17 protein-coding genes are annotated in these 21184 nt (G+C 66.9%); 11 read left to right on the forward strand and 6 right to left on the reverse strand.

The genetic code is table 11. The annotated features are described in order from the left end of the window. The 3 genes from WHH00_RS14365 to WHH00_RS14375 all read left to right on the forward strand — a co-directional run bounded on the left by WHH00_RS14365 (position 1) and on the right by WHH00_RS14375 (position 6726). Positions 1-1677: a RecQ family ATP-dependent DNA helicase gene (locus WHH00_RS14365; protein WP_406633793.1), complete on the forward strand. Its 1677-nt coding sequence runs from the start codon at positions 1-3 to the stop codon at positions 1675-1677. 41 nt (positions 1678-1718) lie between these two features. Beyond that, positions 1719-2918, forward strand: a complete 1200-nt coding sequence (locus WHH00_RS14370; RefSeq protein WP_406633795.1) for a TerC family protein — start codon at positions 1719-1721, stop codon at positions 2916-2918. Positions 2919-3108: 190 nt separating this feature from the next. Further along, on the forward strand, positions 3109-6726 hold the full coding sequence (locus tag WHH00_RS14375; protein WP_406633797.1) for a TM0106 family RecB-like putative nuclease: 3618 nt from the start codon (positions 3109-3111) through the stop codon (positions 6724-6726). Between the two features lie 13 nt (positions 6727-6739). On the opposite strand, the gene WHH00_RS14380 is transcribed toward WHH00_RS14375, so the two are convergent. The 3 genes from WHH00_RS14380 to WHH00_RS14390 form a co-directional block, all read right to left on the reverse strand. Beyond that, the gene (locus tag WHH00_RS14380) at positions 6740-7099 is read right to left on the reverse strand and encodes an acylphosphatase (protein WP_406633799.1); all 360 of its coding nucleotides are present in this window, start codon (positions 7097-7099) and stop codon (positions 6740-6742) included. A 111-nt stretch (positions 7100-7210) separates the two neighbouring features. Next, positions 7211-8128, reverse strand: a complete 918-nt coding sequence (locus tag WHH00_RS14385; protein ID WP_406633801.1) for a glycosidase — start codon at positions 8126-8128, stop codon at positions 7211-7213. Between the two features lie 254 nt (positions 8129-8382). Further along, positions 8383-9447: an adenosine deaminase gene (locus tag WHH00_RS14390; RefSeq protein WP_406633803.1), complete on the reverse strand. Its 1065-nt coding sequence runs from the start codon at positions 9445-9447 to the stop codon at positions 8383-8385. 48 nt (positions 9448-9495) lie between these two features. On the opposite strand from WHH00_RS14390, the gene WHH00_RS14395 reads away from it, so the two are divergent. Then, complete coding sequence (locus tag WHH00_RS14395) at positions 9496-12039, forward strand: ABC transporter (protein WP_406633805.1); 2544 nt, start codon at positions 9496-9498, stop codon at positions 12037-12039. A gap of 205 nt (positions 12040-12244) precedes the next feature. Continuing rightward, entirely contained in the window at positions 12245-12907 is a 663-nt protein-coding gene (locus tag WHH00_RS14400) for a transglycosylase family protein (protein WP_406633807.1), read from the forward strand. A 159-nt stretch (positions 12908-13066) separates the two neighbouring features. Here WHH00_RS14400 and WHH00_RS14405 read toward each other — a convergent pair whose 3' ends face one another. Then, complete coding sequence (locus tag WHH00_RS14405; protein ID WP_406633809.1) at positions 13067-13654, reverse strand: hypothetical protein; 588 nt, start codon at positions 13652-13654, stop codon at positions 13067-13069. 156 nt (positions 13655-13810) lie between these two features. On the opposite strand from WHH00_RS14405, the gene WHH00_RS14410 reads away from it, so the two are divergent. The 4 genes from WHH00_RS14410 to WHH00_RS14425 all read left to right on the forward strand — a co-directional run bounded on the left by WHH00_RS14410 (position 13811) and on the right by WHH00_RS14425 (position 16955). Continuing rightward, positions 13811-14731, forward strand: coding sequence for an MSMEG_6728 family protein (locus WHH00_RS14410; RefSeq protein WP_406633811.1), 921 nt, complete (start codon positions 13811-13813; stop codon positions 14729-14731). A gap of 3 nt (positions 14732-14734) precedes the next feature. After that, the gene (locus WHH00_RS14415; protein WP_406633813.1) at positions 14735-15595 is read left to right on the forward strand and encodes an SDR family oxidoreductase; all 861 of its coding nucleotides are present in this window, start codon (positions 14735-14737) and stop codon (positions 15593-15595) included. A gap of 97 nt (positions 15596-15692) precedes the next feature. After that, a complete protein-coding gene (locus tag WHH00_RS14420; RefSeq protein WP_406633815.1) occupies positions 15693-16088 on the forward strand; it encodes a DUF1622 domain-containing protein in 396 nt (131 codons plus the stop codon). A 27-nt stretch (positions 16089-16115) separates the two neighbouring features. Beyond that, positions 16116-16955 carry a YqjF family protein gene (locus WHH00_RS14425; protein WP_406633817.1) on the forward strand — a complete coding sequence of 280 codons (840 nt, stop codon included), beginning with the start codon at positions 16116-16118 and terminating at the stop codon, positions 16953-16955. Here WHH00_RS14425 and WHH00_RS14430 read toward each other — a convergent pair. Further along, positions 16924-17244, reverse strand: a complete 321-nt coding sequence (locus WHH00_RS14430; protein WP_406633819.1) for a hypothetical protein — start codon at positions 17242-17244, stop codon at positions 16924-16926. The genes WHH00_RS14425 and WHH00_RS14430 overlap by 32 nt on opposite strands. Before the next feature lie 101 nt (positions 17245-17345). Here WHH00_RS14430 and WHH00_RS14435 point away from each other — a divergent pair, with 101 nt between their 5' ends. Continuing rightward, positions 17346-18143: a ZIP family metal transporter gene (locus tag WHH00_RS14435; protein WP_406633821.1), complete on the forward strand. Its 798-nt coding sequence runs from the start codon at positions 17346-17348 to the stop codon at positions 18141-18143. A 16-nt stretch (positions 18144-18159) separates the two neighbouring features. Here the strand turns inward: WHH00_RS14435 and WHH00_RS14440 are convergent, their stop codons facing one another. After that, positions 18160-20595 (reverse strand): Tex family protein, encoded by a 2436-nt coding sequence (locus WHH00_RS14440; protein ID WP_406633823.1) that lies wholly within the window; start codon positions 20593-20595, stop codon positions 18160-18162. A 156-nt stretch (positions 20596-20751) separates the two neighbouring features. On the opposite strand from WHH00_RS14440, the gene WHH00_RS14445 reads away from it, so the two are divergent. Continuing rightward, positions 20752-21048, forward strand: coding sequence for a hypothetical protein (locus tag WHH00_RS14445; RefSeq protein ID WP_231457036.1), 297 nt, complete (start codon positions 20752-20754; stop codon positions 21046-21048). Positions 21049-21184 lie beyond the last annotated feature (136 nt).

Below are 21184 nucleotides of genomic sequence, written 5' to 3' on the forward strand. Positions count from 1 at the left end.
ATGTCCAACGCTCATGACCTCGCCGCCCTCGCGGCATCCTCCTTCTCCCTGGCCCACCTGCGGGACGGCCAACTGGCCGGGATGGCCGCCCTCACCGCCGGCCGCGACGTACTGGCGGTCATGCCCACCGGTTACGGCAAGTCCGCGATCTACCAGGTCGCGGCACAGCACCTTCACAACGCAACGGGACGTCCCGCCGTCGTGGTTTCCCCGCTCATTGCCCTGCAGGAGGACCAGCTGGAGGGCCTCGACGGGGACTTGGGGCCGGGCGCTGCGGTGGCCGTCAACTCCTCCCGCAGCGGTTCGGAGGTGGAGGCGGCATGGCAGGCGGTGGAAAGCGGCACAGCCACGTTCCTGTTCCTGGCCCCGGAGCAGCTGGCCAAGCACAAGACCGTGGACCGCATCGCAGCCCTGGACATCTCCCTGTTCGTGGTGGACGAGGCCCACTGCGTCTCGTCCTGGGGCCACGATTTCCGCCCCGACTACCTGGGCCTGGGCCACGTCCGCGAACAGCTCGGCAATCCTCCCGTAGCCGCCCTCACCGCCACCGCATCGCCTCCGGTCCGTGACGAGATCGTGGAGCGGCTGCGCATGAAGGACCCGCTGGTCCTGGTCCGCGGGTTCGACCGGCCCAACATCAGTCTGGACGTGGTGCGCCACCACGAGGACAAGGACAAGCGGAAGGCCGTGCTGAAGCAGGTGGCCGCCCTGGCCCGCGACGGGCAGGGGCTCCTCTACGCCGCCACCCGCAAGGACACCGAGAAATACGCCACCAAATTGTGCAAGGAGGGGCTGCGCGCGGAGGCTTACCACGCCGGCCGTTCCGCGGCGCACCGGGAGCGCATCCACGAACAGTTCCTGGACGATCAGCTCGACGTGGTGGTGGCCACTACCGCTTTCGGCATGGGGATCGACAAGCCCAACGTGCGCTTCGTGGTCCATGCGGACATTCCGGAGGCGCTGGACGCCTACTACCAGGAGATCGGCCGGGCCGGGCGCGACGGGGAACCGGCGGCCGCGGTGCTGCACTACCGGTCAGAGGACCTGGGCCTGCGGAAGTTCTTCGCAACCCACTCCCCTGATCCGGAATCCCTCCTGGCGGTGCTGAAAGTACTGAAAGCAGCGGACGGGCCCACCCCCAAGTCTTCGCTGCCTGAGCTGACAGGGCTTCCCGCCCGGCGGATCACCGGGCTGCTGAACCAGCTCGAGGAAACCGGGGCCGTCGCCCTTGGCAAGCGCGGCGTCCGCCTGTCCTCCAAGGCCAAGCTGCCCACCCTGGTGCGCGGCGCCGTCGAACTCGCCGAAGCCCGGCAGCGCGTTGACCAGTCCCGGCTCACCATGATGCGCGCCTACGCCGAAACGGATGGCTGCCGGCGCCAGTTCCTGCTGGGCTATTTCGGTGAGGAACTGGCAGAGGCCTGCGGCAACTGCGACGCCTGCGCCGACGCCGCCAGGCACCACGCCCGTGACGGAGCGGACGACGGCGGCACACCATCCTCGGGTGGCCGGGCGGCGGAGCCGTTCCCGCTCCAGTCCGCCGTGGTCCACAAGGAGTGGGGGCCGGGCCTGGTGATGCGGCACGAGGACGACGTCATCACCGTACTGTTCGAACAGGAGGGCTACAAAACCCTCTCGCGCGCCGCCGTCGTGGAACACGAACTCCTGAAGCCGGCATAGGTGGGTAGGCTTTAAGGAGACTCCGACGAAAGGCCCCCAGCGTGGAAGTACCTGCTTATGTTTGGACCCTGACCATTGCCGGGATCGTGGGCCTCCTGGCCTTCGACTTCTTCTTCCATGTGCGCAAGGCCCACACGCCCTCACTCAAGGAAGCTGCCCTCTGGTCCTCGATCTATGTGGGCATCGCGGTGCTCTTCGGCCTGGGCGTGCTGCTGTTTGGCGGACCCACGATGGGTACCGAATACTTCGCCGGGTACATCACGGAGAAGGCACTGTCCGTGGACAACCTCTTCGTCTTCCTGATCATCATGGCCAGCTTCCGGGTGCCCCGCGCGGACCAGCAGAAGGTGCTGCTGTTCGGCATCGTCTTCTCCCTGATCGCCCGCACGGGCTTCATCCTCCTGGGCGCCGCACTGATCAACAGCTTCGCGTGGGTGTTCTACATCTTCGGCCTGATCCTGCTGATCACCGCCGGCAACCTGCTCAAGCCGGGCAGCCACGACGACGACTCCGAAGGCCTGGTGGTGCGGCTCGCCAAGAAGTTCCTGCCGGCGTCGGAACACTACGACGGCGACAAGCTGTTCACCGTTGAAAACGGCAAGCGCGTCCTGACGCCCATGCTGCTGGTGATGGTGGCAATCGGCGGCACGGACATCCTGTTTGCGCTGGACTCCATCCCGGCGATCTTCGGCCTCACCCAGAACGTCTTTATTGTCTTCACGGCCACGGCGTTCTCCCTGATGGGCCTGCGTCAGCTGTTCTTCCTGATCGACGGGCTCCTGGACCGGCTGATCTTCCTGTCCTACGGCCTGGCCGTCATCCTGGGTTTCATCGGGGTGAAGCTCATCCTGCACGCCCTGCACGAGAACACCCTCCCGTTCATCAACGACGGCGAGCATGTCAGCGTGGTGGAGGTCAGCACGGGCGTTTCGCTGAGCGTGATCCTCGGCGTCCTGGTGGTCACGGTCCTGGCGTCCATTTTCAGCCCCAAGGGCAAAGCCAAGAACGCTGTCTCCGGCGCCCGGCGGCACGCCGTGGAGTACCTGGACCTCAACTACGAGACGGACATGAACGAGCGGGACAAGATCTTCGCCGCCATGTGCCGCGAGGAGAACGAGATCCGCAAACTCCCGGAGAAGTACAAGCGCCTGATCCGCAACGAGACCGAGTTCCTGGACCTGCTGCGGAAAGCCCACGACGAGCACGACAAAGCCCAGGTGCGGGCGGCCGCCGAGAACTGACCGCCCCACCCAACTAGGTAGCAGTAAGTGTCGTTTTGAGGGCTCAGAACGACACTTGCTGCTACCTACTTTTGAAGCTTGCCTGTTTGTCTGTGCCCCTTGCTACGTTTGGACCAGGGCCAGGGAACAGTCTCCGGTTCTGGCAATAACAGCCTGAGGATGACAGCCGGGCTGTCGATGGGGAGGCCCCGTGTTCTTGCTCGAAGCCGCAGCGGCCGGTGCGCCGCCGGACCTGGTGTTTTCTGCCAGTGACCTTGTTGCCGCCAGCGAGTGTGAGTACCGGACGCTCCGGGTCCTTGACGAGAAGCTGGGCCGCTCCCCCAAGGCCGAGTTCCCCGCGGACGAGATGCAGGTGCGCGCCGGCGAACTGGGCGACCACCACGAGCAGACCGTCCTGGCCAGCCTGATTGGCAAATTCGGTGAGTGGGATGCCAGCCGCGGCGCCGGCGTCTACTCCCTGGAACGCGGCCAGAACCTGCGCGGGGACCTGCAGGCCAAGAACGCGGAAACGGAGCTTGCCCTGCGGTCCGGGGCGGACGCGGTGTTCCAGGCCACCTTCTTTGACGGGGAGTTCCTGGGCTACGCGGACTTCCTGGTCAACGAGGCCGCAGGCACCGGCAACCCCGGCCGGTACGAGGTCTGGGACACCAAGCTTGCCCGCCACGCAAAGGTGGGTGCCCTCCTGCAGCTTGCGGCCTATGGCGACCAGCTGCTCGGGATGGGGCTGGAGCCCTCGCCGGTGGTCACCCTGGTGCTGGGGACCCGCGTGGGTGAGGACTGGCTCCGCAGCAGCCATTCCTTGCCGGACCTGTTGCCGGTGTTCCGGGAACGGCGGCGGCGCTTCCGCGACCTCACTGCGCAGCACCGGGCGGGGGACGCTCCTGTGCAGTGGCAGCAACACGGGGTGGTCCACTGCGGCCGGTGCGACTACTGCGCGGAGCAGGTGCAGGTGCACCGGGACCTGCTGATGGTGGCGGGGATGTCCGTGGTGCAGCGGAAGAAGCTCCATGCGGCGGGCATCACCACTATCGATGAACTGGCGGCCATGCCAGCCGGAGACGCCAGGAATTCCGTGGTCCGGCTGCGGGCCCAGGCGCGGATGCAGCTGGGACTGGACGCCGTGACGGGTTCCCGGACGTTCACCAAGGACGGGGAGCCCCACACCGTCTCGTTCACCGTCCTCCCGGAAAACACCATCGGGTCGCTCCCACCGCCCAGCGCCGGGGACATCTTCTTCGACTTCGAGGGCGATCCCCTCTGGCAGGATCCGGCCACCGGCGCCTGGGGCATCGAGTACCTGTTCGGCGTTGTTGAGGCGCCGTCCGCGGACCATCACGGTGAGCCCGTGTTCCGCCCGTTCTGGGCCCATTCCCGGGCCGAGGAACGCCGTGCCTTCTTGGACTTCCTCGCGTACGTGGAAGAACGCCGCGCCCGTTATCCGGACATGCACGTCTACCACTACGCCGCCTACGAAAAAACAGCCCTCCGGAACCTCTCGCTGGCGCACCAGGCCGGGGAAGACACGGTGGACACATGGCTGCGGGAAGGGCTGCTGGTGGATCTCTATGCCACCGTCCGGCAGTCACTGCGCATATCGGAGGCGTCCTACTCCATCAAGAAACTCGAACCGCTGTACATGGGCAGCAACCTGCGCTCTGGTGAGGTCAAAGACGCCGGAGCGTCCGTTGTTGCCTACGCCGCCTACTGCGCAGCCAGGGACGCAGGCCGCTCAGCCGAAGCAGGGAGGGTCCTGGCATCCATCTCCGACTACAACCAGTACGACTGCCTGTCCACGCTCCGGCTCCGGGACTGGTTGCTGGACGTGGCAGGACAGCCCGGCGGGGCACAAGCTGATCCGGGGGCTTCCGCCGGCCAGCCGCCTCAGGGAGCATCCCCGGAGCGCGCGCCGGCCGCGGAGGAGACGCCTGAGGAAACCAGGCTGCGCGAATTCCTGGCGGGACTCCCGGAGGACCTGGCCTGGAGTAACGACCAACGCGCCATCGCCATGGTGGCCGCCGCCACCGGCTACCACCGCCGCGAACGCAAGCAGTTCTGGTGGCAGCACTTCGACCGCGTAGAGGCACCGGTGGAGAACTGGGCGGACCAGCGGAACGTGTTCCTGGTGTCCTCGGCGGAGGTGGCCTCGGACTGGGCACTGGCCAAGCCCCGGGAACGGATGCGGACCCGGACCCTCCGGCTTCGCGGCACCATGACGGAGGGCTCGGACTTCCGCGCGGACTCCACCTGGTGCCGGCTTTACGACGCCCCGCCGCCCGAGGGCATGGCTGCCCAGGATGCTGCCCCCGGCGCACGGGCTTTCTCCTTTGGGACGAGGATCAGCGGCGTCGCTCCCGCGCCTGACAACCCGGAGCACACCATCATCACGGTTGCCGAGCGGGAAACCGGGAAGGTGGCCGCCTACCCGCACCTTCCCGTCGCCCTCACCGAGGACCAGCCACTAGCCACCACCAGCATTGAGGCTGCCATCGCCGAGCTTGCCCGCACGGTAGGCGCCTCCCTTCCGTCACTGCCGGCCCATCCCGGCCTGGACATCCTGCGGAAACGGCCCCCGCAGTTCCGCACCCTTCCCGGCCCGGCAGGGGTGCGCCATGACACCGCGGGCGCCCCGGACTACGCTGCGGCCATCACGGCATCGCTCCGGGACCTTGGCCACTCGTATCTGGCAGTCCAGGGCCCTCCGGGAACAGGAAAGACGTTCGTGGGCGCCCACGTCGTCGGCCGCCTTGTGGCTGACGGCTGGAAGATCGGCGTGGTGGGCCAGTCGCACAACGTGGTGGAAAACCTGCTCTGCCGTGCCATCGCCACCGGCGGCGTCTCCCCCACGGTTGTGGCGAAGAAGCTGGCTGCGCCGCACGATGTTCCCTGGACCCGGACGGCCGACGGCGACGTCGCCCGGCTACTCGCATCCCCCGGCGGCTGCCTGGTGGGCGGAACGGCGTGGACCATGACGGGCAAGGAAGTCCCGGCGGGCTCGCTGGACCTCCTGGTGATCGACGAGGCGGGCCAGTTCTCGCTGGCCAACACCCTTGCGGTTTCGCGCGCGGCCAAGCGGCTCCTCCTGCTGGGCGATCCGCAGCAGCTGCCCCAGGTCACGCAGGGCGCCCACCCGGAGCCGGTGGATGAATCGGCGCTGGGCTGGCTGGCTGCGGGGCACGCCACCCTGCCTGCCAGCCTGGGGTACTTCCTGGCGGACAGCTGGCGGATGCATCCGGACCTGTGCCGGGCGGTGTCACGGCTCAGCTACGAGGGAAAGCTTCAGTCCGCGCCGGCGGCGTCGCTGCGTAATCTCGAGGAGCTGCCGCCCGGCGTCGAAACCGTGTTCGTGGAGCACTCCGGCAACGCCACCGCATCCCCGGAGGAGGCCGCTGAGGTGGTCCGGCAGGCACGGCGGCACCTGGGCCTGAAATGGAAGCCCGGCGCCGGGGATGAGCTCCGGCCCCTCGGACAGCAGGACCTCCTGGTGGTGGCCGCTTACAACGCCCAGGTCCACCTGGTCCGCAGGGCACTGGAGGAAGCCGGCCTGCCGCAGGTCCGGGTGGGGACGGTGGACAAGTTCCAGGGGCAGGAAGCGCCCGTGGTGCTCGTGTCCATGGCCTGCTCTGCCGTAGCTGAGGCGCCGCGGGGAGCGGAGTTCCTGCTGAACAGGAACCGGATCAATGTTGCTGTCTCGCGGGGGCAGTGGCGGGCAGTGATCATCCGCTCGCCCGAGCTCACCAGCTATATGCCGCACCGGCCCGCGGCTCTGGAGGAGCTGGGGGCGTTCCTGGGCCTGAGCCCGCGCGCCTGACGGGAGATGCCGGTCAGCGCGCCCTGAAGCCGCGGAAGTTGCCGTGCACGGCGGAGAACGAGTCCTCAACACGCTCTACCCGGCCGGGGGTGTTCGGGGAATTGAGCCAATCGAGAAGTGCCCGGACCTGCAGCCCGGGGCCCTCGGCAACCACGGCCACCGAACCGTCGCTGAGATTCTCCACTTCGCCGGCCAGGCCCAGTTCCTCGGCCTTGCCCATGGTTCGGAACCGGAAGCCCACTCCCTGCACCATGCCGTAAACGCGTGCCTCCAGCCGGACCGCATCCGCGTCAGATGGATCTGTCGCGCCGGGGAAAGCCGCACCGTTGGAAGGATCGGGCACCCCGGATGACGGCCCTGCGTGCCTGGCCATGGTGCCTCCCGTCCGTCAGCGCCTCCCCCTCCCAACTAGGTAGCAGTAAGTGTCGTTTTAAGCCTCCAAAACGACACTTGGTGCTACCTAGTTGGGCGGGAGGGCAACCCGCTAGTTGATGGTGATGTCGCGGGTGCTGTGGTTGTAGCGGATGGTCACGGTGCCGCCGGCGTGGTGCAGTTCGTGGTTGGGGCCGTCGAACGTGCCGTAAGCGCCGTAGTTCTCATCCCAAGAGCGGTTGAGCGCGATCTTGAAGGTGTAGAAACCGGCAGGCAGTTCGGCGCTCTTCTTCCAGATCTGGTCCAGGAAGTCGAATTCCATCTGCGCTTCGTCGTACTGCGGGGCCCAGTTTTCGGGCGCACCCAGGATGGTGTTGAAGTCACCGGCAACAGCCACGGCTTCGGGCTGCGGGTGCGTCTCGATGTCCGCGTCCTCGAACGGCTCAGTCGCTAGAGTGGCGGCAGCTGCCTCTGTCTTGGCCGGCGTCTTGCCCTTGCGGACAGCCTTCACAACGGGTTCGACGGCATCCTCGAGCACCTTGGCTGCCTTGCCAACGGCGGCGGCGGCCTTCTTGGCAGGCGTCTTTTTGGTGGCCTTTTTGGGTTCAGCGGCAGCAGCTGCCGTTTCGGGAAACGCGGTGGTCTTCCGGACGAAGCCCTCAGGAGCAGTGGGAACCTGGACGTCGGCAGGGATGGGCGTGCCGGCGTCGAGCGCGCTGGCGAAGGAAACCGCATCCGGGAAGGCGACCGTGGCGCGCATTCCTTCGTCGGTGATGGTCCAGCCGGAGCGGCCCTTGACCAGCCAGCCGGCCTTGACCAGCTTTGCCGTGGCCGAGGTGAGCGTCTTGTGGCCGCGGGGAATGCCGCCGCTGAGCAGCTCGGCCTCATGCTCATTGAACGGCACCCGGGCCGTTGCCTCGGCGAGGACCTGGCCCGCGTTCAGCGCATCGCCTGACCACACACCTTCGGTCAGGACATCCAGTACGGTCTTGAGTCGAAGGAAGGTGTTTTCTGCGGTGGACTTGGCCATGATTCCCCTTTATAAAAGCGATCGGTCTTAGGCATCTTGCCAACTGCCCGTTAAATCGCGCGACTTGAAATGGTTAACACTGCGTGTCGTGACCGACTGTTAAGCGGACGTCCCAACAAGTGAGGCTGAGGTCTCGGGAAACGGGCTGGCTGCACAACCCTTGAGCGCTGACATGGGTGCCGCACTGCACTTCCCAGACACGCCTGCGGCACCAAGTTTAGCCGCATGACGCGGCTGTTGTTGCCTCAGACACGTTACGGGTGCACGGCCTCCCCGCGGTTCAGTTCGTCCAGCAGCTCCGCCTTACGCTCCTCGGAAGCGAAGGACGAGTGGATGGAGTTGGCCGCGAGCCGGGCCTTGTCGAAGTCCGAGAGCTCAAAGACAGCCCCCAGCTGGGCAAAATTGTCATCCACGTAGCCGCCAAAGTAGGCCGGATCGTCGGAGTTCACGGACACGTTCAGGCCGGCTGCCAGCATGGCGGGCAGGGGGTGGTCTGCCAGGGTGTCCACGGCGCGCAGACGGACGTTGGAGAGCGGGCACACCGTCAGCGGGACGCGCGCATCCACCAGGCGCTCCACCAGGTCCGGATCATCCATGCAGCGGATGCCGTGGTCGATCCGTTCCACGCCAAGGATGTCCAGGGCTTCGATGATGTACGACGCCGGGCCCTCCTCCCCTGCGTGCGCGGTCAGCCGCAGGCCGGCTTCGCGGGCTTTCGCGTAGAGCCGCTCAAACTTGGACGGCGGGTTTCCCACCTCGGCGGAGTCCAGGCCGATGGCGGCGATCGGGGCTTTCATAGCCAGCAGGCCGTCCAGGACATCCAGTGCGGATTCCTCGGTGAGGTCACGGAGGAAAGCCGCGATCAGCAGTGTTGAGATCCCGAACTCTTCCTGGGAGGTGGCCAGGACGGATGCAACGCCGTTGACGCACGTTTCCAGCGGGATGCCGCGGGAGAGGTGCGCCTGAGGGTCCATCATGATCTCGGCATGCCGCACCCCTGCGGCGGCGGCCCGTTCAAGGTAGGCGCGGGTCATGTCGGCGAAGTCCTGCTCCGTCTGCAGCACGGCCATGTTGGCGTAGTACAGGTCGAGGAAGGACTGCAGGTCCGTGAACTCATACCTTTCCCGGAGCTCGTCCAGGCCTGCATACGGGAGGGCGATGCCGTTCCGCTCCGCGAGCGCGAAGATCAGCTCCGGCTGGAGGGTTCCCTCAATGTGCAGGTGCAGCTCGGCCACCGGAAGGATCCTGGCGGGGACTTCCAGCTCTGCTGCGTCCAGTTCTGTCTCGGGCACGGCAGTGCCGCCGGCAAAGTTATCCATCGGGTCAGGATAATGCCCAGCGCCGGAATCACCACTAGAGTCGAACCAATGCAGAACGCTAAGCACGCTGATGACCTGCAGTACCCGTCTCCTGCCCCCGCCGCAGACGGTTTTGTCCGGGTCCGGGGCGCCCGCGAAAACAATCTCCGCAACGTGGACGTGGATGTCCCGCGCGATGCGATCGTGGCTTTCACCGGTGTCTCGGGGTCCGGCAAGTCCTCCCTGGCGTTCGGAACCATCTACGCCGAGGCCCAGCGGCGCTATTTCGAATCCGTCGCCCCGTACGCCCGCCGCCTGATCCAGCAGGGGCACAACCCCAAGGTGGAGCTGATCAGCGGGCTGCCGCCCGCCGTCGCGCTTCAACAGCGCCGCGGCGCTCCCAGCAGCCGGTCCACCGTGGGAACCGTCACCACGCTCTCCAACTCCCTCCGCATGCTGTTCTCCCGGGCGGGCACCTACCCGGCAGGCAGCACCCAGCTGGACTCGGACGCCTTCTCCCCCAACACAGCCGCCGGCGCCTGCCGGGAATGCCACGGCCTGGGAATCGCGCACACCGTCACGGAGTCCTCGCTGGTCCCCGACCCGTCACTGAGCATCCGCGACGGCGCCATCGCGGCCTGGCCCGGCGCCTGGCAGGGGAAGAACCTGCGGGACATCCTTACCCACCTGGGCTACGACGTCGACATCCCGTGGCGCAGGCTGCCAAGGAAGCACCGGGACTGGATCCTCTTCACCGAGGAACAGCCCGTGGTGGAGGTGACCCCTCAGCGGGACCGCGTGGCCAAACCGTACAAGGGGAAGTTCTGGAGCGCCCGCAGCTATATCCTCCATACGCTGGCCGATTCACAGAGCGCTTCTATGCGTGAACGCGTGCTGGCCTACATGGAGTCCGGTCCGTGCCCGCGCTGCGCGGGCACGGGGCTGGTGCCCGAGGCCCTGGCCGTCACGTTTGCGGGCAGGACCATCGCGGAACTCAACGGCCTCCCCATGGCGGAGCTCGCCGAGGTTGTCCGCCCCACCGCTGTACTGGACGACGCCGGCACGGCCTCCCGCACGCAGCTTTCCGGAGAGTCCAACGAGGTGGCGGTGGCCATCACCCGGGACCTGCTCCAGCGCATCACGGTGCTGCTGGACCTCGGGCTCGGCTACCTGGCGCTCGGCCGGGCCACCCCCACCCTCTCGCCGGGCGAGATGCAGCGGCTCAGGATCGCCACGCAGCTGCGGTCCGGCCTGTTCGGTGTGATCTACGTGCTGGATGAACCGTCCGCCGGGCTGCACCCTGCCGACGCCGAGCCGCTGCTGGAGGTGCTGGCGCAGCTGAAGTCGTCCGGCAACTCAGTGTTCGTGGTGGAGCACAACATGGACGTGGTCCGCAGGGCGGACTGGCTGGTGGATGTGGGCCCCCGCGCCGGCGAAGGCGGCGGCGAAGTGCTCTACAGCGGGCCGGTTGACGGCCTCGCCGGGATTGAGGCGTCAGTCACCAGGCCTTTCCTGTTCGACGACGGCGGTTCCGTCCCGCGCGGCGGTTCCGGTGCCGGCCGGGTCCGGGAACCGGAAGAGTGGCTGGAGCTGAAGGACATCACCCGGCACAACCTGCGCGGGCTGGATGCCCAGTTCCCCCTGGGCGTCCTGACGGCAGTCACCGGGGTGTCCGGCTCCGGCAAGTCCACGCTGGTGAGCAAAGTACTCGGCGAGGTGGTGGGCTCCGGACTCAGGACCCCGGCGGAGCAGGATGAATCTGCGGAGCCTCTTGAACTGGGAGCCATCGTGGGCGACCACCGCATCGACCGGCTGGTGACGGTGGACCAGAAGCCCATCGGCCGGACCCCGCGATCCAACCTGGCCACCTACACCGGACTCTTCGACGCCGTGCGCAGGGAATTCGCCGCCACGGAGCAGGCCAGGGCCCGCGGCTTCGGCGCCGGCAGGTTCTCCTTCAACGTGGCGGGCGGACGCTGCGAAACCTGCCAGGGCGAGGGGTTCGTCGCCGTCGAACTGCTCTTCCTGCCCGGCAGCTACGGTCCGTGCCCGGAATGCGCGGGATCGCGGTACAACCCTGAGACGCTTGAGGTCCGGTACCGCGGCCTGAACATCGCCGAAGTCCTGGCCATGACGGTGGACGCCGCCTCCGACTTCCTGGCCCCCATCCCCGCCGCGGCGAGGAGCCTCAAGAGCCTGCGGGATGTCGGCCTGGGTTATCTGCGGCTGGGGCAGCCGGCCACCGAGCTCTCGGGTGGCGAGGCGCAGCGGATCAAGCTGGCCACTGAGCTGCAACGGACCCAGCGCGGCCACAGCCTCTACCTTTTGGATGAACCCACCACGGGGCTGCACCCCGCCGATGTGCAGCTCCTGATGGCCCAGCTCCACGGCTTGGTGGATGCGGGAAACTCCGTGGTGGTTGTTGAGCACGATATGGCAGTGGTCGCCGGCGCCGACTGGGTCATTGACCTTGGCCCGTCAGGAGGGGACAAAGGCGGCCTGATCGTGGCCACCGGGACGCCGGCCGCCGTCGCCCGTTTCACCCGGAGCCGCACCGCCCCGTACCTGGCGACGGCTCTCGGCCAGGAAACTACCAGCCAACGCCCAGAATAATCTCGATTTGATAACAGCAGCCCAATGTCTTAGCGTGAAAAGCATGCCCGCTGCTGGCGGGCCCATGAATGCCCGGTGCTGCCTTCACCACAACTGCCCAGCAGGCAGCCACCGAAGTTGACCTCTATTCGTCAGGGGCGGGCAGTGGCGCGATGATCTCCGGGGACGGAAGCAGCGCAGGTGGCCTTCAGGAGCATCACCCATCATGAAAAACACCAAATTCCGTACTGCCGCACGCCGCGGAGCCACCGTAGCCGCCATCTCCGCGGCTGGCCTGGCCCTCTCAGCCACGGCGGCCAACGCCACCACCAGCACCTCCACGTGGGATGCCCTGGCACAGTGCGAGAGCGGCGGCAACTGGTCCATCAACACCGGCAACGGCTACTCGGGCGGCCTGCAGTTCAGCCCCACCACCTGGGCTGCCTATGGCGGCACGGGTTCAGCCGCTGACGCCAGCCGCGAGCAGCAGATCGCCGTAGCCGAACAGGTCCAGGCCTCGCAGGGCTGGGGCGCCTGGCCTTCCTGCTCGGCCCAGCTGGGCCTGAGCGGTGGCGGCAGCGGCGTTGCGCCCCAGTCTGTTCCCGTGCAGTCCGCTCCGGTCCAGAGCGCGCCAGTGCAGGCGGCTCCGGTCCAGGCCGCACCAGTGCAGAGCGTGCCCGCAGAGCAGGCTGCTCCGGTCGCCAAGCACGTGACGGCCGTGGCCTTGAGCGGCGAAACCTACACGCTGCAGGCGGGCGACACGTTGAGCATCGTGGCTGAGAAGCTGGGGATCGAGGGCGGCTGGCAGCACCTTGCTGACGCCAACCTGGACACCATTGCCGATCCCAACCTCGTGTTCGAGGGACAGGTCATCCAGCTTCCGGCTTAGTGGCTGTTGAAGCTGCGCAGCAGCTGCCCGTAAGGGCACCAAGATCAGGTCGGCGATAGACAAATTCCGTTGACCAACTACGACGCCGGCACGCCCCCACAAGGGGATGTGCCGGCGTCGTTCTTTAATGGCTTTCCAGGCCGCAGCCTGGGACGGACCCTACGCCGCGCCGGGCAACTCCCGGACAATCCGCACCTTCCACGCCGAGTCATCACTGGTGTCCAGCAGGGCGACCGTGCCGTGGGCCAGGTTGAGGGCGACCCGCTTGGCGGCGAGCAGCTCAAGGTAAAGGTGCTCGTTCATCCGGGCGGGGGTGTCGATCATGTATTTCACGGCATCGCGGACCTTGCGGTAGTTCGCGCTGCTTTCGCGGTGCTTGTGCAGTTCCAGGGCTGAGCGCTGCTTCAGCCGCGGCTCGTGCCGGTTCAGCCAGGTGACGGCGGCGTGGACGGCAACCACGAGGGTGAGGGAAACGCCGTAGATCCACCAGCCGCTCGAGAGCAGGAACAGCGGCAGGTTTCCGATGGCCACGATGGCGATCACGATGCGGAGCGCGGCGATGCGGCGCATAGTCAGGGCGACCGCGGCCATGCCGTCGCGGAAGCGGTGCTGGTCCTTGCGGGCCGCGGCGGGATCAAGGGTGAACTCGTCGAGGACAAGGATGCCCTTTGCTTCCGGGCCCAGCATCTGCCCGTAGCGGGGCAGCGAAGGGATGGTTGCAGTGGTTTTTTCAGGTGTTGATGTCATGAGGGAGCTTCCAAAACGCTGGGGTGGTTGCGGTGATCTTAGTGGTTCGGGAGTGCCCGCGTATGCATAGGTCCACTATGTGAACATCCGGGTCCCGCGCATGTGGTCCGTGGCACTGCAATTGGCACATCCGCCGGGTGCCGTCAGACTGAAGGGATGCAAACCTTCCTCCCGTACCCTGATTTCCGGCAGAGCGCCGCTGCCCTGGACACCGCCAGGCTGGGCAAGCAGCGCGTTGAGGCGCTGCAGACGCTGCGTGCCCTGGTGATTCCCGGCTACGGCTGGCAGACGCACCCGGCCATCCGGATGTGGATGGGGTACGTGCCCGCCCTCACCATGTATGGGCTGGCAATGGTGGACGAGTGGACCCAGCGCGGCCACCCGGACAACACCCGCGCCAACATCGCGGAGTTCGCGCCGCAGGCAGCCCACCCGGACTACGCGGCGAAGATCCCCATGCCGCCGTGGCTTGGGGACCCGGATTTCCACCTGAGCCACCGCTCAAAGCTGGTACGCAAGGAACCCAAGTTCTACACGCCGCTTTTCACCGATGCGGTACCGGAGATGGACTACGTCTGGCCCGAGCCCCGGCATGAGTTCCTGCCGCAGGAGCCTGAGGGTGACATCCTGTGGATCCTGAGGTCTCCGCATGACGACGTCGACCCCCAGTTGTTGGATACCGTAGCCCTTCCGCCGGTCAACGGGAGCCCCGCTGCCGCCGCTGATGCGTCGGGTGCGGACGCGGACTACTCCCCCGTTTTCGTCGACGACGGGTCCCGGCGCCCGTCCCGGCAGTCCCGCAAGGCACCGCCGAAGCAGCTGGTGAAGAAGCCCACCCGCAAGCGTCTGGCGCAGGAGGAAGCATTCTCTACCCTCCCCGGCAAGACTCCCGTTGCTGTCCCGTTCGAACACGGTGCGAAGTTTGCGGTGGGGCAGGTCGTCGGCCGGCCCATCACGCTGGAGGACGGCAGGTTCGGCAGGAACTTCAAGGTCACGGAAATCATCGACCGTTCCGCGTTCACCTATCCGGCCCTCCTGCAGGACCCGCGCGTGTTCTTCCCGGTGGAGGCACCGTAACCCATGACCATCCTCCTAGCCGGCTGTGGTGACCTGGGAACTGAAGCGGGGCTGCGGTTCCACGCGCTGGGCCACCGCGTGGTGGGCTGGCGCCGCTCCCCCGCAAAGCTGCCGTCCGCCATCGAAGGTGTCGCGGCCGACCTGAGCGCGCCGGAACTGCCGCCCGTTCCCGCCGACACCACCGCCGTCGTTATAGCCGTTGCTGCCGATTCGCCCTCCGAAGACGCCTACCGCGCGAGCTACGTGGATGGACTCACCCACGTCCTCGACGCCCTGGAACGCGACGGCGTCCAGCCGGGCCGGGTGCTTTTCGTTTCCTCCACGGCTGTGTACGGCGATGCCGCAGGTGGCTGGGTGGACGAACGTACGCCGGCTGCGCCCGGCGGCTTTTCCGGACGCGTCCTGCTGGAAGCCGAGCAGCTCATCCAGGCCCGGTTCAGCGGCTTGGCCACCACGGCCACATCCCTCCGGCTGGGCGGCATCTACGGCCCTGGCCGCACCCGCCTGATCGACCAGGTCCGCAACGGTTCCGCCGTTATTCCGGAGGATGTCAGGTACACCAACCGCATCCACCGGGACGACGCTGCGGCTGCCATCGTCCATCTCACCACGATGGCCGCCAGGCCCGAAGCCACCTACGTTGGCGTGGACAACGATCCTGCCGACCTCGGGACTGTGCTGCGCTTCCTCGCCACGGAAATGGGCCTCACCGAGCCCCCGGCGGGCGATGCAGGGCCGGCGCGGGGCGGCAACAAGCGCTGCCGCAACAGTCTCCTGCTCAGTACCGGATTCACGTTCACCTATCCAACATTCCGGGAAGGCTACCGGGCGGTCCTTGCCGGTACCGGGATCCGCCACCCGTAGCTGCGGCGTGGCTGCGAGCGCGTAGCTGCGGCCTGGCTGAGAGCGCCGGCATTAGGCTGGCTGATTGGACCGGCGGGCGCAGAGGAAGGCGTGAACCATGGATTTTCGGCACATCATCGAGACTGTTGGAGAGTTCGTCGACTTTGCGGGCGTTGCCGTCATGGTGATCGGCGCGCTCATCTCCATTCCCCTGGCGCTCCGCGGGCACCAGCCACGCAACCTTCCCCCCGGCGCGGACAGGCTGAGCTTCTACCGCTCCTACCGGCAACTGCTGGGCCGCTCCATACTTCTGGGCCTGGAGCTGCTGGTTGCGGCCGACATCATCCGCACGGTGGCTGTCACCCCCACGTTCGAAAGCGTCGGGGTCCTGGCCATCATCGTGCTGATCCGTACGTTCCTCAGTTTCTCCCTTGAACTGGAGATCACCGGGCGCTGGCCCTGGCAGAAGGAATCCTCCAAGCCCGCCGAGCCAGCGGCGGCTTCTGCAGGCTGAGCCGCCGGTCTCCGGTAGGCTTCGCACGTGAACAAGCACCTGAGCGCCGCGGCACTGTGGCCAGACCCGCCTGAACTGCCACTGCCGGCCATCATGGCCCAGCGCTGGCTTGATGCGGTCTTCCTGCACTGGCGGATCCCGGAATCATCCGCTGCCCGGTTCATGCCGCCAGGGGTGGAGCCGGACGTTTTCGACGGCTCTTCCTGGGTGGGCCTCATCGGCTTCCGGATGAAAGGCGCCGGAATAGGTCGCGGCCCTGGGATTCCGTACCTGGGCAGCTTCAATGAGGTCAATGTGCGCCTCTACTCCCGGGAGCCGGACGGAACCAGGGGCGTGGTGTTCCTGAGCCTTGACGCGAACCGGCTTCCTGTTGTCCTGGCTGCCCGGCAAGCGGGCATACCCTATGTGTGGTCCCGCATCCGGTCGTGGGGAACACCGCCGGGGACGCCTGAAGGCACGGGCGGCGGCACCAGCGGCTACTCCGTTAGCCGATTCCGGAAGGGCGCGGCCAGCCGCTTCAGCGTCACTCCCGATCTGGGATCAGTGGCCGATGACCCCCTGTCCATCCACGTCACAGCACGGTTCGGGCTGCACAGCAGGTTCTTCGGACGGACCATCCACATACCCAACACCCACGAACCCTGGGCTTTACACCACGCTGATGTCCACGAGCTTCAGGATGGCCTCATCAGCTCGGCGGGCATCGAGGTGGGCGGCCCGCCCGAATCGGTCCTCTACTCCCCCGGGGTGCGGACGCAGTTCGGCTGGCCGAGGGTGGTCACCGGCTCTCTCGGTGTCCGGGGTCAAAGCCGGCAGCAGGGCCAGGGGCAGGACATCAGGCGTCCTGCCAGCCCCGGCCTTCGCTGAACGTGGCCACGAGCGTTCCAACCCCGGCCTGAAGTGAGTTGGACGGATCAAAGTAGAGGGAACCCTCGGCGGCACGGCTATGGGTGAGCAGTTGCTCAGCTTCAAGCTTCGCTTCCGGAACGGTGGCACCGATGATGCCGGTCCTGGCCGGGAGTTCCGGGGTGTGGATGACTTCGGCGCCGGTCTCCGAGAGCGGAATGGTGGTGCCGGGGTTGATCTCATCATGGGGGAAGTCGAACCCGGCGTCTTCGGGTGCTGCAGGAATCGTGTACTCGAGGAAATACGTCATGAATCCACCTTTGCAGAAAACCTCTTGGTGCCGAAAGCCCACCTTTCAAACGGGCACAACCAAGTCTTCCCACGTCAACCGGACGCTCCTATACTTGCCGGATGATGATGTCGCTGTGGTTTGGCGTCATAGCATCCAGTGCTCTGGTTCTGGGTGCCGTCATCGGTGTCCGGTTCGAACTCCCCAAGCGGCTGCTGGCCATGCTCCTGGCCTTCGCCGCCGGTTCGCTGATCACCGCCCTCGCTTTCGAACTGTTTGAGGACGCTTACGAACGCGGCGGCATTATCCGTGCCGCTATCGGCTTGATGCTGGGTGCAGTGGTCTTTACTGTCCTGAGCGCCTTGCTGGACCGGTGGGCCCAGGCCGGAGACGCGAAGCGGGCCAAGGCGGCGGACGAGTTCCAGGGCAGCGCCAAGCTCGATACTGACGCGGCGGCAAGGGACAAACGCCCCACGTCGGCGTCGACAGCCGGAGCGGCAGGCTTGGCCTTGCTGGCTGCCGTCACCCTGGACGGCGTCCCGGAAAACCTTGCCCTGGGAATCTCCCTGGGCGAAGGAACGGGCGGGCTGGCACTGCTGGCCGCGATCTTTGTCTCCAACTTCCCTGAAGCGCTGGTAGGTTCAGCCTCCATGCGGAGCCAGGGCCGGTCGGCCGTCAGCATCATCGGCCTGTGGGTGGCCTGTGCCGCCCTGTTGGTCATCGCCGTCGTTGTTGGTGCAGGGCCGCTGTCCGGGACCGACCCGGAAGCCATCTCCATACCACTGGCCTTCGCCGCCGGAGCCGTCATCGCATCCTTGGCGGATACCCTGATGCCGGAAGCCTACGAACACGGCGGACCGGCCGTGGCCCTCAGCACCGCGGCGGGTTTCGTCCTGGCGTTCGTCCTGTCGCTCGCTTAGCCCTCCTCGAAAGCGGCTACTTGCCCAGGCCGGCTTTCCGCAATGCCTCGGCCATGGCTGTATTGACCGGCGCTTCCTTTTTGGCCGGTGCCGGCGGCGCCGAGGGACGGCCCGGCGATGGCACGTTCCGCGCCGGCTTGCCGCCCTGCTCCCTGCGGCTTCCCGCGTTCGGCTCAGGGGCGCGTCCTGCGCCCTGCTCCCTGCCGCCAGCGCGTCCGGAACCCGTCCTGCCGGCGGCGGGATCGTCGTCGAGCCGCAGTGTCAGTGAGATCCTCTTCCGGTCCGGGTCCGCTTCCAGCACCTTGACGCGGACCACCTGGCCGGACTTGACCACTTCCCGCGGATCGGAGACAAAGCGGTTGGCCATGGCGGACACGTGCACCAGTCCGTCCTGGTGGACGCCAACATCCACGAACGCGCCGAACGCCGCAACGTTCGTCACGGTTCCTTCCAGGACCATCCCGGGTTTGAGGTCGGCGATCTTCTCGATCCCGTCGGCGAACGCCGCGGCCGCAAACGCAGGGCGCGGGTCCCGTCCCGGCTTGTCCAGCTCGGAAAGGATGTCCTGCACCGTGGGCAGGCCGAACGTCTCGTCCATGAATTCGCGGGGGTCCAGCGATGAGGCCGCGGCCGATCCGGCAGCGGCCCGGATCTTTCGGGCAACCGAGTAGGACTCGGGGTGGACGCTGGAGGCATCCAGCGGTTCGGGTCCCCCGTTGATCCGGAGGAAGCCTGCGCACTGCTCGAACGCCTTCGCCCCCAGCCGCGGCACCTTCTTCAGGTCGGTGCGCCTGGCGAAGGGCCCGTGCTCGTTCCGGTACGCCACGATGTTTTCGCTGAGCAAGGGCCCGACGCCGGCAACGCGGCTGAGCAGCGCCGGCGAGGCAGTATTGACGTCCACGCCCACGGCGTTCACGCAGTCCTCTACCACCGCATCCAGGCTGCGGTCCAGCTTTGAGGCCGTCACGTCGTGCTGGTACTGGCCCACGCCAATGGATTTGGGGTCGATCTTCACCAGCTCCGCGAGCGGGTCCTGGAGACGGCGGGCGATGGACACAGCGCCGCGCAGCGACACGTCCATGCCAGGAAGTTCTGCCGCAGCCAGGGCCGAGGCGGAATACACGGATGCCCCCGCTTCGGAGACAACCAGCTTCTGCGGCTTGCGGTCCACGTCCGGCAGCCGCTTGATCAGCTCGGCCGCGAGCTTGTCGGTTTCCCGGGACGCCGTGCCGTTTCCGATGGCCACGAGTTCCACCCTGTGCTGCCGGGCCAGCCCGACCAGCGTTGCCAATGCTTCGTCCCACTTCCGTGCCGGGGCGTGCGGGTACACGGTGTCGGTGGCGACGACCTTGCCGGTGCCGTCCACCACGGCCACCTTGACGCCGGTCCGGAGCCCGGGGTCCAGCCCCAGGGTGGCCCGGTTCCCTGCGGGGGCGGCCAAAAGGACGTCACGCAGGTTCGCCGCGAAGACCCGCACGGCTTCGTCCTCGGCGGCTGCGAACATCCTGCCCCGAAGGTCGGCCGTGAGCCGTGACAGCAGGCGGGACCGCCACGCCACCTGCGCGGTCTGGATCAGCCAGGAGTCGGCGGGACGTCCGCGGTCGGTTACCCCGAGGCACCTGGCCACCGCAGACTCGTAGCGCTTGCGGGCGGCGGCAAGGGCGTCGTCGTCCTTTGGATCCGCCTCCGCAAGGTCCAGCTCAAGGACGCCGTCCTTTTCCCCGCGCAGCAAAGCGAGCACCCGGTGGGACGGCATGCCCGCAGGGGCCTGGGCGAACTCGAAGTAGTCGGCGAACTTTTGGCCGTCGGTTTCCTTCCCCTTCTTCACCCGTGACACCAGGCGTCCCTGGGCCCACAGCCGCTCGCGCAGGTCGGCTGCCAGGTCCGGATCCTGGGCCACGCGTTCCACCAGGATGGCGCGGGCCCCGGCGAGCGCCGCTGCGGCGTCCGTGATGGCGTGTTCGGGGTTGAGGTACTTACCGGATTCGCGCTCCGGGTCCAGGTCCGGCCGTTTCAGGAGGGACTCGGCCAGCGGCTCAAGGCCGGCTTCCCGTGCAATCTGCGCTTTGGTGCGCCGCTTGGCTTTGAATGGGAGGTAGATGTCCTCCAGCCGGGACTTGGTGTCCGCGGCAAGAATGGCCTTCTTCAGCTCCGGCGTCAGCTGGCCCTGCGCGTCAATCGCCTCCAGGACGGCCCGACGCCGATCGGCAAGTTCGCGGAGGTAGCGGAGGCGTTCGTCGAGGTCGCGGAGCTGGGTGTCGTCCAGCGTCCCGGTGGCTTCCTTGCGGTACCGGGCGATGAACGGCACGGTAGATCCGCCGTCGAGCAGTTCAACCGCGGCCTTCACCTGCCAGGCTTTGACACCCAGCTCATTGGCAATCTGCGTGTAGATGGCATCGTCCGATTTCGGGGAGACGGAAGGGGCGGAAGGGGCCTGCGGCAGTTGAGTCACCAGAACATCTTGCCTTACCGGGTTGCGCGTCTCCACCGCTGGGCACGGGTCCGCCCTGCCCGCGAGTGTTCCCGGCAAGGGTATTCCGCTGCCGCCGGCAAAGTGCTGTAGTGGAGGTGCCGTCACAGGCACCCATTGCTCGAGGAAGAGGCCACCATGAGGGAACTGCTTATCATTTTTCAGGAGGGGTTCGACGAGGCCAACATCACCGTGACGGTCAACGGGAAGCAGGCACGGCGGGACATCGGGGTCTCCACCAATCCGATCCTTGGCATCGCCAACGAGGTATCCGTGGAGCTGCCTGCGAAAGGCGCGCAGGTGGGCGTCGAGGTCACAAACCGCGGCCTGAAGGCCATCACGAAGGTGAGCGGCAGGCCAAAAAGCGTGCTCGTTTCGATCGACGGCGGCAGGCTGGTCATGAAGGAAGGAACCGGCAGGGAGGCCCTGCTGTAGCGGGTTGACGCAGCTCACATATGGCCCTAGTAAAAGTCCATTCGCTGGAGTACGATCTGATCACCGCCGGCATCCTGGAGGACCCGGCGGGCCAAATTTCCAGAGCTTGAGCCAAAGGCCGTCGGATGGCCTGCGG

Origin of the sequence: Pseudarthrobacter quantipunctorum (assembly GCF_045291495.1) — a bacterium.
Lineage (GTDB): Bacteria > Actinomycetota > Actinomycetes > Actinomycetales > Micrococcaceae > Arthrobacter > Arthrobacter quantipunctorum.

Bases quoted from the DNA above. Each gene is read 5' to 3' on its own strand.
- WHH00_RS14430 (WP_406633819.1), bottom strand. From the start codon at position 17,244: ATGACGTATTTCCTCGAGTACACGATTCCTGCAGCACCCGAAGACGCC.
- WHH00_RS14395 (WP_406633805.1), top strand. From the start codon at position 9,496: ATGCAGAACGCTAAGCACGCTGATGACCTGCAGTACCCGTCTCCTGCC.
- WHH00_RS14420 (WP_406633815.1), top strand. From the start codon at position 15,693: ATGGATTTTCGGCACATCATCGAGACTGTTGGAGAGTTCGTCGACTTT.
- WHH00_RS14415 (WP_406633813.1), top strand. From the start codon at position 14,735: ATGACCATCCTCCTAGCCGGCTGTGGTGACCTGGGAACTGAAGCGGGG.
- WHH00_RS14445 (WP_231457036.1), top strand. From the start codon at position 20,752: ATGAGGGAACTGCTTATCATTTTTCAGGAGGGGTTCGACGAGGCCAAC.
- WHH00_RS14380 (WP_406633799.1), bottom strand. From the start codon at position 7,099: ATGGCCAGGCACGCAGGGCCGTCATCCGGGGTGCCCGATCCTTCCAAC.
- WHH00_RS14365 (WP_406633793.1), top strand. From the start codon at position 1: ATGTCCAACGCTCATGACCTCGCCGCCCTCGCGGCATCCTCCTTCTCC.
- WHH00_RS14390 (WP_406633803.1), bottom strand. From the start codon at position 9,447: ATGGATAACTTTGCCGGCGGCACTGCCGTGCCCGAGACAGAACTGGAC.
- WHH00_RS14410 (WP_406633811.1), top strand. From the start codon at position 13,811: ATGCAAACCTTCCTCCCGTACCCTGATTTCCGGCAGAGCGCCGCTGCC.
- WHH00_RS14405 (WP_406633809.1), bottom strand. From the start codon at position 13,654: ATGACATCAACACCTGAAAAAACCACTGCAACCATCCCTTCGCTGCCC.
- WHH00_RS14435 (WP_406633821.1), top strand. From the start codon at position 17,346: ATGATGATGTCGCTGTGGTTTGGCGTCATAGCATCCAGTGCTCTGGTT.
- WHH00_RS14385 (WP_406633801.1), bottom strand. From the start codon at position 8,128: ATGGCCAAGTCCACCGCAGAAAACACCTTCCTTCGACTCAAGACCGTA.
- WHH00_RS14400 (WP_406633807.1), top strand. From the start codon at position 12,245: ATGAAAAACACCAAATTCCGTACTGCCGCACGCCGCGGAGCCACCGTA.